This is a genomic window from Streptomyces sp. NPDC085900 (assembly GCF_044540925.1).
Classification (GTDB): Bacteria; Actinomycetota; Actinomycetes; order Streptomycetales; family Streptomycetaceae; genus Streptomyces; species Streptomyces gilvifuscus.
In genome coordinates this window covers 17229-30042 of record NZ_JBITSP010000016.1, presented here as the reverse complement: position 1 = coordinate 30042, position 12814 = coordinate 17229, and the positions used below count along the sequence as shown (strand labels likewise).

The 12814-nt window shown below is 72.6% G+C and carries 10 protein-coding genes; 7 read left to right on the top strand and 3 right to left on the bottom strand.

From position 1 onward, the window contains the following. Positions 1-139 precede the first annotated feature (139 nt). Positions 140-1093 carry an MHYT domain-containing protein gene (locus tag ACIGDI_RS38525; protein WP_399906813.1) on the top strand — a complete coding sequence of 318 codons (954 nt, stop codon included), beginning with the start codon at positions 140-142 and terminating at the stop codon, positions 1091-1093. A 25-nt stretch (positions 1094-1118) separates the two neighbouring features. On the opposite strand, the gene ACIGDI_RS38520 is transcribed toward ACIGDI_RS38525, so the two are convergent. After that, complete coding sequence (locus ACIGDI_RS38520; protein ID WP_399906811.1) at positions 1119-3395, bottom strand: zinc-dependent metalloprotease; 2277 nt, start codon at positions 3393-3395, stop codon at positions 1119-1121. A 115-nt stretch (positions 3396-3510) separates the two neighbouring features. Here ACIGDI_RS38520 and ACIGDI_RS38515 point away from each other — a divergent pair, with 115 nt between their 5' ends. Beyond that, the gene (locus ACIGDI_RS38515; RefSeq protein WP_399906809.1) at positions 3511-5016 is read left to right on the top strand and encodes a metallophosphoesterase family protein; all 1506 of its coding nucleotides are present in this window, start codon (positions 3511-3513) and stop codon (positions 5014-5016) included. Between the two features lie 91 nt (positions 5017-5107). Beyond that, positions 5108-6139 (top strand): LLM class flavin-dependent oxidoreductase, encoded by a 1032-nt coding sequence (locus ACIGDI_RS38510; RefSeq protein ID WP_399906807.1) that lies wholly within the window; start codon positions 5108-5110, stop codon positions 6137-6139. Positions 6140-6141: 2 nt separating this feature from the next. Here ACIGDI_RS38510 and ACIGDI_RS38505 read toward each other — a convergent pair whose 3' ends face one another. Beyond that, the gene (locus ACIGDI_RS38505) at positions 6142-7116 is read right to left on the bottom strand and encodes a TauD/TfdA dioxygenase family protein (RefSeq protein ID WP_399906805.1); all 975 of its coding nucleotides are present in this window, start codon (positions 7114-7116) and stop codon (positions 6142-6144) included. Between the two features lie 245 nt (positions 7117-7361). Between ACIGDI_RS38505 and ACIGDI_RS38500 the strand changes: the two genes are divergently transcribed. The 4 genes from ACIGDI_RS38500 to ACIGDI_RS38485 all read left to right on the top strand — a co-directional run bounded on the left by ACIGDI_RS38500 (position 7362) and on the right by ACIGDI_RS38485 (position 10434). Further along, positions 7362-8192, top strand: coding sequence for an aldo/keto reductase (locus tag ACIGDI_RS38500; protein WP_399906804.1), 831 nt, complete (start codon positions 7362-7364; stop codon positions 8190-8192). A gap of 56 nt (positions 8193-8248) precedes the next feature. Further along, complete coding sequence (locus tag ACIGDI_RS38495) at positions 8249-8860, top strand: DNA polymerase ligase N-terminal domain-containing protein (protein ID WP_399906802.1); 612 nt, start codon at positions 8249-8251, stop codon at positions 8858-8860. A 6-nt stretch (positions 8861-8866) separates the two neighbouring features. Beyond that, positions 8867-9883, top strand: coding sequence for a non-homologous end-joining DNA ligase (gene ligD, locus ACIGDI_RS38490; RefSeq protein WP_399906800.1), 1017 nt, complete (start codon positions 8867-8869; stop codon positions 9881-9883). A gap of 116 nt (positions 9884-9999) precedes the next feature. Beyond that, positions 10000-10434, top strand: coding sequence for a cupin domain-containing protein (locus ACIGDI_RS38485; RefSeq protein ID WP_272178898.1), 435 nt, complete (start codon positions 10000-10002; stop codon positions 10432-10434). On the opposite strand, the gene ACIGDI_RS38480 is transcribed toward ACIGDI_RS38485, so the two are convergent. Further along, the gene (locus ACIGDI_RS38480) at positions 10435-12777 is read right to left on the bottom strand and encodes a SpoIIE family protein phosphatase (protein WP_399906797.1); all 2343 of its coding nucleotides are present in this window, start codon (positions 12775-12777) and stop codon (positions 10435-10437) included. Positions 12778-12814 lie beyond the last annotated feature (37 nt).

Here is a 12814-nt window from a genome sequence, read left to right as displayed (position 1 = left end):
GAACTCGTCACTCGGTGACCGAAGTTCACCGTCACCACTCGAGACGTGCACAGCTACCGGCGGTAACTTTTCGCTTCAAGCAGTCCTCACCCACGGACCTTGCTTCACTGAACGCCTTGACTCTGGGGGGAGTTGACGCATGCAAGGCACTGTCGACGGGTTCCGCTACGGCGCGGTGACCCCGGTGGCGGCCTATCTGATGGCCTGCCTGGGAGGAGCTCTGGGACTGCGCTGCATCGTCCGGTCCCTGCTCAACGAACAGTCCCGGAAGGGCGGTTGGCTGGCGCTCGGGGCCGCGACGATCGGCTGCGGCATCTGGACGATGCACTTCATCGCGATGCTCGGCTTCCAGGTCCGCGAGACCGGAATCCGCTACGACACCGGCCTCACCCTGCTGAGCCTCCTCGTGGCGATCGTCGTGGTCGGCATCGGTGTGTTCATCGTGGGCTACCGGGGCGCCGGCACCGCGACGCTGGCCTTCGCGGGTGTGATCACCGGTCTGGGGGTCGCCGCGATGCACTACCTGGGCATGGCGGCGATGGAGCTCAATGGCGACGTCCGCTACGACGCCGTCACGGTCGGCGTGTCGGTGCTGATCGCGATCGTCGCCGCGACCGCCGCGCTCTGGGCGGCCGTCACCGTACGGGGCTTCATGACGAGCCTGGGGGCCAGCCTGGTCATGGGTGTGGCGGTGTCCGGGATGCACTACACGGCCATGGCCGCCGTCAGCGTCCATGTGCACGGCTCGGACGTCGCCTGGGCCGGGGACTCGCCCACCTCACTGCTGCTGCCCATGCTTCTCGGCCCGGCGGTGTTCCTGCTGCTGGCCGGAGTGGTGGTCATGTTCGACCCGCTGCTGGTCCTGGGCGAGGGCGACTGGAACCGGTCGGCGACGAACCGGCGGACCCGCGCGCGGGCGAGGACGCCCGAGCCGGCGCCGCACCCCGACGGTCGCCTCGTCGGCCGTCCGGCCCGCACTCCACGGGCACCGCAGGCCGGGTCCGCCCCCTCGAACGGATACGGCGCCCCGCAGACCACCCCGCGCTGGGCGCCGCCGCCCGGCAGGCCGAGGAGCGACAGGCCACGGCCGTGACGCTCCGGCGACCGACCGCGCGGGCTCAGTTGGGCGCGCCCGACGGCACCCTGGGCAGCGGGTCCAGGCGGACCGCGTCGGGGTCGGCCAGGACGCCGCTGATCAGGTCGGCCGCCTCGCGCTGACCGTCGTGGCCGCCCTGCCGCAGCTCCGCGGCGAACCGGCGCAGGGCGCTGCGCAATGACGTGCGGACGGCGGCGTGCAACGCGCCCTCCCGCAGGACGGTCAGCAGGTGGTTCAACAGCGTCCAGGCGGCCGTGTACTGGACGGCGACACCGCCGGGGAGGTCCGTCGGCACCGGGTCCGTGCGCCGCCAGGTGACGGTCAGGAGCGCGTCGACGACCTCGGTGACACCGGGGGAGGCCGGGTCCGTGGCGTGCTGCCAGGCGACGCGGTTGAGGCGGGCCGGTTCCAGGAGCTGTTCGGTGACCAGGGTGACGGCGACCCGGACCGCGTCGAGCGGGTCGAAGACACGTCCGGCACCGCTGTCGAGGTACTGCTCGGTACGGCCGTAGCGGACCGCGGGTGGCGTCAAGGCACTCAACGCCGCATGCGGAAGCACGAGTTGCTCGGCGCGCAGCAGCTGGGCCAGACCGGTCAGGGCCGAGCGCTGGGTGGCCGCGTCCACGGCCTCCGTGCCGCGGCCGTCCTCGCCGGCCAGGCCGTAGGCGTAACGGACCCCGCCGACCAGCCGGGCCACGGCGATCACCTCGTGGCGGTGCAGGAGGTGCAGGAGGGTCAGCCGTTCCTCCAGTTCGCCGGTCTGCCGGTCGGGTGGGAGGACGCCACGCGAGAACCCTTCCAGCGCGATGCGGCGGGCCCGCAGCATCGCTTCCAGGGCCTGCCGCGCGTCTCCGCCGGTCACCCAGGTGACGGCGTCGGCGTTTGCCGCGTGCGGGCCCTGCGCGTCCTCGTCGGAGACGAAGCGCAGGCCCGACTCAGCTGCCTCGGCGCGCAGTTGGGCGAGGGCGGCGTCCTCGTCGGCGAAGTGCCCGTAGGCGTGGGCCACGAGGAAGAGGTCCCAGGGGCCGAGTCCGGTGCTGTACGCGGCGGACAGGTCGATGCGGTCGTCGTCGGTGACGGTGACGCGGGCGTGCGGGTAGTCCATGACGGACGGCTTCGGGTGGGTCGTACTGGCGAAGTTGTGCATGAACCCGAGCGCGTGGCCGATCTCGTGGGCGGCCAGGTGGCGCAGTCGCGCGAGAACCAACTCCTCGACGGCCGCGAGCCGTTCGGCCTCGTCGGGACGGCCGTAAGGGGCGAGCAGGGCCTCGCCGAGGGCGCGCACCTGCTCCAGGCGCTGGGAGCCGAGGCGGACCCGGGCGTGCAGGATCTCGCCGGTGCGAGGGTCGGTCAGCCCCTGCCCCAGCGACCAGCCGCGGCCCGAACGGTGCACCCACACCACGCCGTTGACGCCCACCTCGTACGGGTCGAACGCCTCGTCGCCGGCCTCGACCCGGTAGGCGTCGGGCAGCCCGATCAGCGCGAAGGCCTCCCGCCACCAGTTGCCGCCCTCGATCACCGCCGACCTGAACGGCTCCGGGACGGCCGGATCGACCCGGAACACGATCGGCTCGGCTTGCGGACCGGCCCGGAAGCGCGGCTGCATCCTCACCTGCGTGTCACGCACGCCGACCCGGCCGTGATCGGCGTAACCGACGCCGTACCCGCCGGAGTTGGGGTGGAAGCGGCGCACGGGCAGCGGTTCGGAGGGCAGGCGGACCAGGTTGAGCTGCTGTACGACGGTGAGAGCCCGCGGGTCGGCGGCGACCGCGCGAACCGCCGTGCCGCGGCCGGGCCCGGCGAAGGTGAGGAGAGCGGGCAGCCGGGTGGCGGAGGGACCGGTGCGGCTGTCCGCGACGAGCGGCAGACTGCGCGAGTCGTCGACGGCGTACTCCCCCTGCTCCTCGTCGTACAGGTGCTCGGCGATCCGGTCGTGGTCGGCCAGGGCGAGTCCGGTGGCGTCCACGACCGCCGTGCCGTCCTCCTCGCGCAGCACCGGCCCGCTCCACACCACGGACAGCGGGAACGACTCCTGCCCGGCACGCACGGCGGTCGCGTCGCCGTACGCCTGGAAGTGCTTGTTCCGGACGACGAACAGCACCCGGTCCCCGATCCGCCGGAACTCGGCGAGCCGCGCCTTGCCCGCCCTCCCCCGGTCCAGCCACAACTCGCTGGAGCCCAGGCCCTGGGAGAGGGAGACGGTGAGCAGGAAAGGCTGGTCGAAGTGGCGGATCCCCAGCAGCAGTCGGCCGCCCGGCCGGTCCGGATCGGGCACCAGGTCGATGAAGTCGGCGGTCATACGGAGCCTTTCGCGCGGACGGAGCTCGCTCGTGATCCTCCCTCAGGCACGGCGCGGTCGCCATGGCGACGCACCCGCCTCCCGTCCGCCGCTTGATCGTTGTTACCGTGCACCGGTGTCTGACTCCTCACGCGATACCGCCGAGGGCGCCGGCTGGGGCACCGCGGAACCCGGCGCGTACAAGCGGCTGATGCCCGCCAAGGTAGAGAAGCTCTCCTGGCTCGACCCCAGGACGCTGTGGTCCGCCCGCAACGGCGTGCTGGCCTCCTGGTTCGGCGACCCCACGGGCCGCACCCGCAGCCGCTGGGTGGCCCAGCGGGAAGCGGCCGGCGCCCCGGCCGACAAGGTGATCCGGCGTGACGACCCGGACCGCTTCTCGTTCATGGTCATCGGCGACACCGGCGAGGGCGACGAACCCCAGTACGCCGTCGTACCGGGCTTCCTGAAGACCGGTCAGGGCACCGACTTCGCGGTCATCACCAGTGACGTCATCTACCCGGTCGGCAGCGCCGACGACTACGGCAGCAAGTTCTTCCGCCCGTACCGGGACTATCCGGCGCCGATCTACGCGATACCCGGCAACCACGACTGGTACGAGGGCCTCGGCGCCTTCATGCGCGTATTCTGCGGGGACGCCCCACCGCTCCCCGCGGAGCCCGCACCGCGCGTCCTCACCCGGGCGTGGTGGAGGTCGCTGCTGTGGCACCGGCCCCGTCCGACGGACGGTCAGCGCTTGGACGAGGCACGGCAGTTGCGGTCCGCACCCGCCCAACAGGCCGTACAGCCGGGCCCCTACTGGGCGATCGACGCCGGTCCGCTGCGGCTCATAGGCATCGACACGGGTCTGCTCGGCACCATCGACGCCGAACAGGGCGCCTGGCTGCGTGAGGTCTCCCAGGGGCCCCGCCCGAAGATCCTGCTCACCGGCTCACCCTTGTACGTGGACGGTGAACACCACCCGTGCACGATCGAGGGGGGCGGCGGCACGGTCGACGACATCGTCCGCGACCCCGAGCACCACTTCGTCGCGGCGATCGGCGGCGACATCCACAACTACCAGCGCTATCCGGTCCAGGTGGACGGCCGCACCATCCAGTACGTCGTCTCGGGCGGCGGCGGGGCGTTCATGCACGCCACCCACACCATCCCCCGCGTGAACATCGCGAACGTGACGGAGAAGGACTTCCGCTGCTACCCGCTGCGCGGTGACTCCCTGGCTTTCTACAGCCGGCTCTACGGACGCCGCCTGCGCCTGCGCCGCTTCTTCACCATCACCGAGGCCGAGGCCACGGCGGTCGTCGCCGAGCGTCTGGGCATCACACCCACGCGCGCGCCCGGCGGCCCCGTACGCGTCACCCGCCGCATCCGCCTCGTGGCGAGCCTGCTCGGCGCGGGCGGCCGCCCCGACCGCACCTCCCGCTTCCGCCTCCCGGTCCGCAAGATCTACACGCAGCTGTTCTCACCCGGTTCGGCCACCTACAGCCCGCCCTTCTTCAAGCAGTTCCTGCGCCTGGACGTCACCCCGGACGCCGTCCGGCTGCGGTGCTTCGCGGCCACCGGCAACCTCGCCCAGGAGATCGAGCCGCCCGTCGAGGACGAGGTGACCATTCCGCTGGCCTGAAAGAGCGCTCCCGGCACGGGGAACACGAGGCCTGGGGACCTGGTTGGCACTGCCGTACTGCTTGATACGTCAAACAACTACGGAGCAGCCCGTGCCGCCGACCTCCCGTCCCCTGCGCAAGCTCGGTTTCCTGACCATCGGCCTGTTCGACGAGGACGATCCGCGCCGGGGCCACGAATCCACCCTGGAGATCATCGAGCTGGGTGAGCGGCTCGGCTTCGACAGCGCCTGGCTGCGCCACCGGCATCTGCAGTACGGCATCTCCTCCCCCGTCGCCGTCATGGCGGCGGCCTCGCAGCGCACCAGCCGCATCGAGCTCGGCACCGCGGTCATCCCGCTGGGCTGGGAGAACCCGCTGCGGCTGGCCGAGGACCTGGCGACCGTGGACGTCCTTTCCGGGGGCCGGGTGAACCCGGGCGTCAGCGTGGGTCCGCCGATGCACTTCGACCAGGTCAAGCAGGCGCTCTACCCGGACACGGCGGACGCGGAGGACTTCTCCTACGAGCGGGTGCGGCGGCTGCTGGACCTCGTGCGGGGCAAGAGCGCCAGCGACTTCAGCGGTGTCGAGGGATTCGAGACGTTCTCGGACCGGGTGCAGCCGCATTCGCCGGGCCTGGGCCGGCGGATGTGGTACGGCGGCGGCAGCCTGAGCTCGGCGCGCTGGGCCGGCGAGAACGGCATGAACTTCCTGACCAGCAGCGTCGTCAAGGCCGAGGGGGCGGACGGACCGGGTTACGACTTCGCCGAGATCCAGCTCTCCCACATCCGCGCGTTCCGCGCCCACCACCCCGACGGCGAGAGCGCCCGCGTCTCCCAGGGCCTGGTGGTCATCCCCACCGACTCCGCATCGCCCGAACAGCGAGCCCGGTACGAGGAGTACGCGGCCCGGCGCACCCCCCGTACGACGTCACCGCAGGGCCCGGCGCGGCTGCTGTTCGCGCCCGACATCGTCGGCACCTCGCAGGAGATCGCCGAGCGGCTGCACGCGCATGCCGCGTTCCGCGAGGTGGACGAGGTGGCGTTCGCTCTGCCGTTCACCTTCGCCCACGAGGACTACGTGCAGATCCTGACCGACATGGCGACACGGCTCGGCCCCGCGTTGGGCCGGCGGCCCTCCGTCTGAACTCACCACCTGCCGGGTTCGGTGCCGACCACAGGCTGCGACGGCCTGCCGTCCACGCCGACCGGTGCGTCGCCCGTGAGCATGACCCGGTGCATGATCCGCGGGAGGCCGAGGTGGGCGTTGTCGCTGGGCGCCAGGTGGATGGTGGCCCGGTTGTCCCAGAAGGCGACGCTGCCCGGCTCCCAGCGGAACCGCACGGTGTACTCGGGCCGTACCGCCTGCTCCAGCAGCATCTCCAGCAGGGCCCGGCTCTCCGGGCGGGAGACGTCGACGATCTGCTCGACGTAGTAGCCGTTGACGTACAGCACCCGCTCCCCCGTCTCCGGGTGCACGCGCACCAGCGGGTGGACGGAGGCGACCTGGTGGTCCAGCAGGTGACGCAGGTACGCGTCGTCGCCCGGCCGGGGCTGGTAGCCCACCCCGAGCCGGTGCTCGGCACGCAGGGTGGCGACGAACTCCCGCACCGGCGCGGACAGTCCGGCGTAGGCGGCCGCCAGGTTGGACCAGGTCGTGTCGCCGCCGTAGGGCGGTACGGTCTCGGCGCGCAGGATCGTCGCGGCGGGCGGGTCGATCCGGGCGCCGTGGTCGCAGTGCCAGCCGCGCAGCAGGGTGTGGCGCCGGCGCTGCAGCCACTCCTCGTGCTCCATGCCGAACCGGCCGCCCAGTTCCAGCCGGTCGGCGGTGGTCTCCACCTCGGGGAAGTCCGGCGGTGAGGCGCTGCCGCGCTTGCCCAGGACGACGGGTTCGCCGAAGCGGCGCGCGAACGCCACGTGCCGGGCGTGGTCGAGCCGTTGCTCGCGGAAGAACACCACCTTCCAGCGCAGCACGGCCGCGCGGATCGCGGCGACCACGGCGTCGTCGAGGTCGTCGGCCAGGTCGACGCCGGTGATCTCCGCTCCGATGTGTCCGGCGACCGGTTTCACCTCGACACCCGCGGCCCGCTCCGCCTCCGCCACCGCGTCCCACTCCGTCGTCATAGCCACTCCGTCGCTCGTGCGCATCGGCTCCGCACCGCCGGTCCCCCGCGTGCCGTGCGGCCGGGAGCCGCTTCCACGGAGATCGTGACAGCGTTCGCGGGGTGTGGCGACAGGGCCCTGCCGGGCGCGGTCACGGCCGCTGCCTCGGACGACCGGCTCGCGCCTCACCCGACCTGTGCGTTTGATCAAGCCTCACCTCATCGGTGACGCTGGAGGTCCGGCACAGTCGAGGGAAAGGTCCCCCCGTGGTCAGCATCCCGACGCACACGCTCAACGACGGCACGCGGCTCCCCGCGGTCGGCCTGGGCACCTGGCCGATGAGCGACGCCGAGGCGGAGCGCGCCGTCGCCGAGGCCCTGGGCCTGGGCTATCGCCTGGTCGACACGGCCACCAACTACCGCAACGAGTCCGGGGTGGGCCTCGGCATCGCCCGCGGCGGCGTGCCCCGCGAGGAGATCGTGGTCACCACGAAGCTCCCGGGCCGCGACCACGGCCACGAGGAGACCCTCGCCTCCTTCGAGGAATCCCGACGCCGGCTCGGCCTGGAGTACGTGGACCTGTATCTGATCCACTGGCCGCTCCCCCGGGTCGACCGGTACGTCGACTCGTGGCGCGCCATGATCAAGCTCCGCGAGGACGGCCTGGTTCGCTCCATCGGCGTCTCCAACTTCACGCCGGGGCACATCGAGCGGCTGGAGAAGGAGACCGGCGTCCTGCCGTCCGTCAACCAGATCGAGCTGCACCCGCTCTTCCCGCAGGAGGAGCTGCGCGCCTTCCACACCGCCAAGGGCATCGTCACCGAGAGCTGGAGCCCGCTCGGCCGCGGCAGCGACCTGCTCGACGACCCGGCGCTCGTCTCGATCGCCGAAGATCTCGGCGTGACCCCCGGCCAGGTCGTGCTGCGCTGGCACACCCAGCTCGGCGCGGTGCCCATCCCGAAGTCCTCGGACCCGGGCCGGCAGCGCGCCAACCTCGACGTCTTCGGCTTCGAGCTCGACGCGGGGCAGATGCGGGCCGTCGCCGACCGTGCCCACCGCCGCCTGGGCGGCGACCCCGAGGTGCACGAGGAGTTCTGAGGCGCCCCTGGGGTACTCGCAGGCCCGCGAGGCAGGACGCACGGAAGGAGCCGGAGGTGGGTGACCGGGACCGGCTGCGGGAGTACCGCGGCAAACGCGATTTCCGGCGGAGCGCGGAGCCGGAGGGCGGGTCCGCTCCCCCGGACGGCGAACCCCGCTTCGTCGTGCAGATCCATGACGCGTCCACCATGCACTTCGACTTCCGGCTCCAGGTGGGTGAGGTACTGAAGTCGTGGTCCATCCCGAAGGGCCCCTCGGGCGACCCCCACGACAAGCGGCTGGCCGTGCCCACGGAGGACCATCCGCTGCAGTACGAGGAGTTCGAGGGAGTCATCCCGGAGGGCGAGTACGGCGGCGGCACCGTGATCGTCTGGGACCACGGCACCTACCAGCCGCTGAGCCACGACCGCAAGGGACGGCCCGTCGACTTCGAGGAGTCGCTGGAGCACGGGCACGCCCGGTTCCGGCTCAAGGGCGCCAAACTGCGCGGCGAGTACGCGCTCACCCGGTTCCGCGGCGGGAAGGACGGGGACGGCAGGGAGTCCTGGCTGCTGGTGAAGGCCGGCGGCGAGCGGGGCGGACACGGGGCGCCGGATCCGCGGCGGGCCCGCTCGGTGACCAGCGGCCGTACCCTCGCCCAGGTCGCCGCCGACGACGGACGGAAGTGAACGGCCGTGCCGGGTCTGCTCGACTCGCTCCCCGAGGAACAGCGCGGGCTCCTGGCCGCGGCGCGTCCCGGGACGGAACTCGCCGAACGGCCCATGCTGGCCACGCTGAGCGACCGGCGGGACTTCCCCGACACGGGTGAGTGGATCTTCGAGCGGAAGCTGGACGGCGTACGGCTGCTGGCCGTCCGTGAGGCGGGGCGGGTGACCCTGCTGTCGCGCACGGGGCGCCGCCTCGACGACAGCTACCCCGAGATCGTCGAGGCGCTGTCCGCCCAGTCCTGCGCCGACTTCACGGTCGACGGCGAGGTCGTCGCGTTCTCCCGCGGCCGCACCGACTTCGCCCGGCTCCAGCAGCGCATGGGGCTGACGCGCAGACAGGAGATCGAGGCCACCGGTGTCGCCGTGACGTACTACGTGTTCGACCTGCTCAGGCTGGACGGCGCGGACACCACCCGGCTGCCGCTGCGGCTGCGCAAGTCCCTGCTGCGCCGGGCCCTTTCCTACCGCGCACCGCTGCGCTGGACCTCCCACCGCAACGCCGGCGGCGCCGAGACGCTCGCCGCCGCGTGCGCCCGCGGCTGGGAGGGGCTGATCGCCAAGCGTGCCGACAGGCCGTACCAGCCACGCCGGTCCCCGGACTGGCTGAAGCTGAAGTGCTCCCAAGGGCAGGAGTTCGTCGTCGGCGGTTTCACCGAGCCCGCCGGCAGCCGGGTCGGCCTGGGCGCGCTGCTGCTGGGCTACCACCAGGACGGGAAGCTGCGTTACGCGGGAAAGGTCGGCACCGGTTTCGACCGGGCCACGCTGCTGTCGCTGCGCGAGCGGCTCGACCGGCTGCGGGTGGACGGCTCACGGTTCGAGGGCCCGGTGCGGGAGGCGCGCGCCCGCTGGGTGAGGCCGGAGCTGGTCGCGCAGATCGACTTCACCGAGTGGACGCGGGACGGGATGCTGCGCCACCCGCGGTTCCTGGGCCTCAGGGACGACAAGAAGCCGGCCGACGTGGTGCGCGAGCGGCCCGCGGCCTGAGCGAACCGGCCGAGGAGGTCTCCGGATTGACGCGTTCCGGCCCCAACAGGCCTTCCAGGCCTCTATGTTCACGGCGGTACTCGATCTTCGCCCCTCGTCCGGAAGGCCGTTCAAGCATGCGCACCGCACTCCGCACCGCCGTCGTCGGCGCGATCGTCACCGGTTCGGTCCTGACCTGCGGCACGGCGGGGGCCACGCCGCCGGGGCCGGGGGTGACCGCCAAGCTGATCAGCACGACCACCGTCGGGGACACCGACTACGTGCTGCGCGAGATCACCGTCCCGCCGGGCCAGAGCACCGGCTGGCACTTCCACGACGGCGTGGTCTACGGCTTCGTCCGCCAGGGCACGTTGAGTCACTACCACGCCGACTGCGCCGAGGACGGCGTCTATCCGAGGGGCACCACGGTCCGCGAGCCGGGCGGCCCGAGCGACGTCCACCTGGGCCGCAACGAGGGTGACACCCCGCTCGTCCTCGACGTGCTGTACGTGCTGCCGCACGGCGCGCCCTACTCGGAGGACGTCCCGAACCCGGGCTGCTCCTTCCAGTGATCACACCGGGGGCGGCAGCGTCTGCTCGGCCCAGATGGTCTTGCCGCGCGGGGTCTGCCTGCTGCCCCAGCGCTGGGTGAGCTGGGCGACCAGCAGCAGCCCGCGGCCGCCCTCGTCGAACGCGTGCGCCCGGCGCAGGTGCGGGGAGGTCGAACTGCCGTCGGACACCTCGCAGATGAGGGCACGGTCGCGGATCAGGCGGAGCTGGACGGGCGGGGCGCCGTAGCGGATGGCGTTGGTGACCAGTTCGCTGACGACCAGTTCGGTGACGAACGCGGCCTCGTCCAGGCCCCAGGCGATCACCTGCTGGGTGGCGGCCCGGCGGGCGGCGGCGACCTGCTCGGGGTCCGGGGTGATGTCCCAGGTGGCGACCTGGTCCGCGCCCAGCGCCCGGGTGCGGGCGACCAGCAGCGCCACGTCGTCGCCGGGCTCCTCCGGCAGTACGGCCTTCAGGACCGTGTCGCACAGGGTGTCGAGGGTGTCGGCCGGGGCGGCGAGGGCGCGGCACAGCTCGGCCGTGGCGTGGTCGACGTCGCGGTCGCGGTCCTCGATCAGGCCGTCCGTGTAGAGGGCGACGACGCAGCCTTCGGGCAGTTCCAGCTCCGTAGCCTCGAAGGGCAGGCCGCCGACGCCCAGCGGCGGCCCGGCCGCCATCCGCACGAGGCTCGCCGTGCCGTCGGGGTACAGCAGGGCGGGCGCGGGGTGACCGGCCGCGGCGAGGGTGAGGCGGCGCGAGACGGGGTCGTAGACGGCGTAGAGGCAGGTGGCGCCGAGTTCCGCCGCCTCGTCGCCCAGGTCGCCGGAGGCGAGGTGGATCACCAGGTCGTCGAGGTGGGTGAGGAGTTCGTCCGGCGCGAGGTCCACGTCCGCGAGGGTGCGTACGGCCGTGCAGAGGCGGCCCATGGTCGCCGAGGAGGGGATGCCGTGGCCGACGACGTCGCCGACGACCAGGGCGACGCGGCTGCCGGACAGCGGGATCACGTCGAACCAGTCGCCGCCGATGCCGGCCAGCGAGCCCGAGGGCAGGTAGCGGTGGGCCACGTCCACCGCCGCCTGGCCGGGCAGCCCCCTGGGCAGCAGGCTGTGCTGGAGGGCCAGGGCGGTGGTGCGTTCGCGGGCGAAACGGCGGGCGTTGTCGACGCAGACGGCGGCACGGCTGGCGAGCTCCTCCCCGAGGACGGCGTCGTCGGCGGCGAAGTCGTCCGGGTTGGCGATGCGGACGCCGACGACGACCCCCAGCGTGGTGCCGCGGGCCCGCAGCGGCACCGCGAGCATCGAGTGCACGCCCTTGCGGTACGGGCGGCCCCGCGGGGCCCGTGCGTTGCGTTCTGCGACCCAGCGCACGAAGTCCGGCTCACCGGCCTGGCTCACCACGGCCCTCCCCGAGCGCAGTGCCTTCGCCGGCGGGGAGAACGACGGGTACACGTCCGCCTCACCGACGTGCACCGCTGCCTCGGGCGTGCCCTCGGTGCCCGAGCCGTGCGCGACTCGGCGCAGCACGATGTCGTTCTCCGGCATGCCCGGTCGTTCCTCGGCGCTCAGCACCCAGTCGAGCAGGTCTACGCTGGCGAAGTCGGCGTAGCGCGGCACGAGAAGCTCGACGAACTCCTCGGCGGTGCGCACCACGTCCAGGGTGGTGCCGATACAGGCCGCCGCCTCGTTGAGCAGCGCCAGGCGCTCGCGGGCCCAGTACTGCTCGGTGCTGTCGAACGCCGCCAACGCAACCGCGCTGACCTCGCCCCCGGCGTCCCGCAGGGGCCACATCTCGGTGGTCCAGGCGTGGTCGCGGTTGAGGGCGGGGGCGCCGGTAAAGCTCTCGTAGCGTGTCGGCCGGCCCGTCTCGGCCACCAGGCGCAGATGGTCGAGGAAGCCGCGGCTGGACTCGGTGTCCTCGACGGTGTCCGCGAAGAACCGGCCGGTCAGGGCCTCCTCCGGCACGCCCATGACCCGGCAGCCGGCGTCGTTGAGCCGCAGGTAGTGCTGGCGGGTGTCGAAAACGGACATCGACATGGAGGCCCGCTGGAAGGCCTCGGCGGCCAGGGCGGTCCGGCGGTCGCCCGGCGCCTCGGCGGTGATCACATAGCCGCCGGGATCGCCGTCCTCGCCGACGACCGGGCAGCCGCTGAGCCGGAGCGCCACGGTGGAGCCGTCGCGGTGGCGCAGTACGACGGTGCCGTGCAGCGCGGCGACGGCCTCCGCGGGCACCTCCTCGGCGAGCAGGTCGCGCGCGGCCCGTCCCAGGGCCTCCTCGGCCGGATATCCCGTCAGCCGCCGGGCACCCTCGCTCCACCCCGTCACCATGCCCCGGGCATCGAGAATCGCCGCAGCGGAGGCGTGCTCCATATTCCACAGGATGGTGCTTTTGTCGTGGGGCTTCAAC

Bases quoted from the DNA above. Each gene is read 5' to 3' on its own strand.
- ACIGDI_RS38525 (WP_399906813.1), top strand. From the start codon at position 140: ATGCAAGGCACTGTCGACGGGTTCCGCTACGGCGCGGTGACCCCGGTG.
- ACIGDI_RS38520 (WP_399906811.1), bottom strand. From the start codon at position 3,395: ATGACCGCCGACTTCATCGACCTGGTGCCCGATCCGGACCGGCCGGGC.
- ACIGDI_RS38505 (WP_399906805.1), bottom strand. From the start codon at position 7,116: ATGACGACGGAGTGGGACGCGGTGGCGGAGGCGGAGCGGGCCGCGGGT.
- ACIGDI_RS38485 (WP_272178898.1), top strand. From the start codon at position 10,000: ATGCGCACCGCACTCCGCACCGCCGTCGTCGGCGCGATCGTCACCGGT.
- ACIGDI_RS38480 (WP_399906797.1), bottom strand. From the start codon at position 12,777: ATGGAGCACGCCTCCGCTGCGGCGATTCTCGATGCCCGGGGCATGGTG.